The organism is Brachyspira sp. SAP_772 (genome assembly GCF_009755885.1).
Classification (GTDB): Bacteria; Spirochaetota; Brachyspiria; order Brachyspirales; family Brachyspiraceae; genus Brachyspira.
Window position 1 is genome coordinate 1 of sequence record NZ_VYIX01000020.1, and the last position, 1246, is coordinate 1246.

General features: G+C 19.9%; 1 protein-coding gene. It reads left to right on the forward strand.

Annotated features, from left to right (window positions below; translation table 11 throughout):
* Positions 1–114: 114 nt before the first annotated feature.
* On the forward strand, positions 115–1246 hold a 1132-nt coding region (locus GQX97_RS12235; RefSeq protein ID WP_157152210.1), incomplete at its 3' end, for a PRD domain-containing protein.

Genomic DNA, 1246 nt, shown 5'->3' on the forward strand with positions numbered 1-1246 from the left:
ACTTTATATTAATAACTCAAACAAGAAAATTTCTATTTTAATCTGGTAATTTTTTGTGTATTATTTTTTTATATTAATATATAATATAAATATCTTTATAAGTTTATATGAATTATGAAAAGTAAATATATAAAAGAACTATTATCMATTCTCTCTAATGAATCATATATCACAGCAGAAATGCTTGCAAAAAAATTGCAAATAAGTGAAAAAACTGTAAGAATAAAAATAGCAGAATTAAATAAAGAATTAGAAAACACAGGAATTAAAGTAGTATCCAAAGCAAGATATGGTTATATTTTAGAATGCGATAATCATAAAGATATGTCAAATATAAACCTTAATGCACATATATTTAACGATTTTGAATATAGATTAAAATACATATTTGAACATCTTATTAAYAATAATAATACATATATAAAATCTGATAATCTTATAAGTGCATTAGATATATCAAAAACAACACTAACAAATACATTAAAAATCATAGAAGATAATATTAAATATTATAACTTAAAAATAGAACGCAAGCCAAATTATGGTATTAAATTAATTGGTAAAGAATTTGATATTAGAAACTGCATAATAGATTATTATTTAAAACAGCAAATATATGAYAAAAAATATATAAATAAAACAATAGAAAATATAGTAATTAATTTTATAAAGAAAAATGATATAAAACTATCTGAGGTAAACTTAGAAAACTTYATATTATATATTTCTGTATCAATAGAGAGAATAAAAGAAAATAAAAATATAAATGATTATGACGATGATAKCATATTAAAAGATGTAAAAAAAGAAGAATTGAAATTAGCAAGAAAATTAGCAAATATATTAGAAAAAGAATTAAATATAAAATTAAATGATACTGAAATAATTTTTATAGCAATTCATATAGCATCAAAAAGTTTATTATCAAATAGTGAAAATTATATTATACAAAACAAACTAGACAATGTAGTTCAGGATATGCTCGATTTGATATACAATAATTTAAAAATAGATTTAAGAGATAATTTAAACTTAAGATTATTGCTTAACCATCATATGATACCGCTTGATATAAGAATAAGATATAATGTTTTACAAAAAAATCCAATGCTTAGCGACATAAAAACAAATTATTCTCTAGCATACCTAATAGCATCAGAAGCTAACACTGTGCTTAAAACATATTATAATAAAGAAATATCAGATGATGAAATTGGTTTTTTGGCATTATTATTTCAAATAGCCT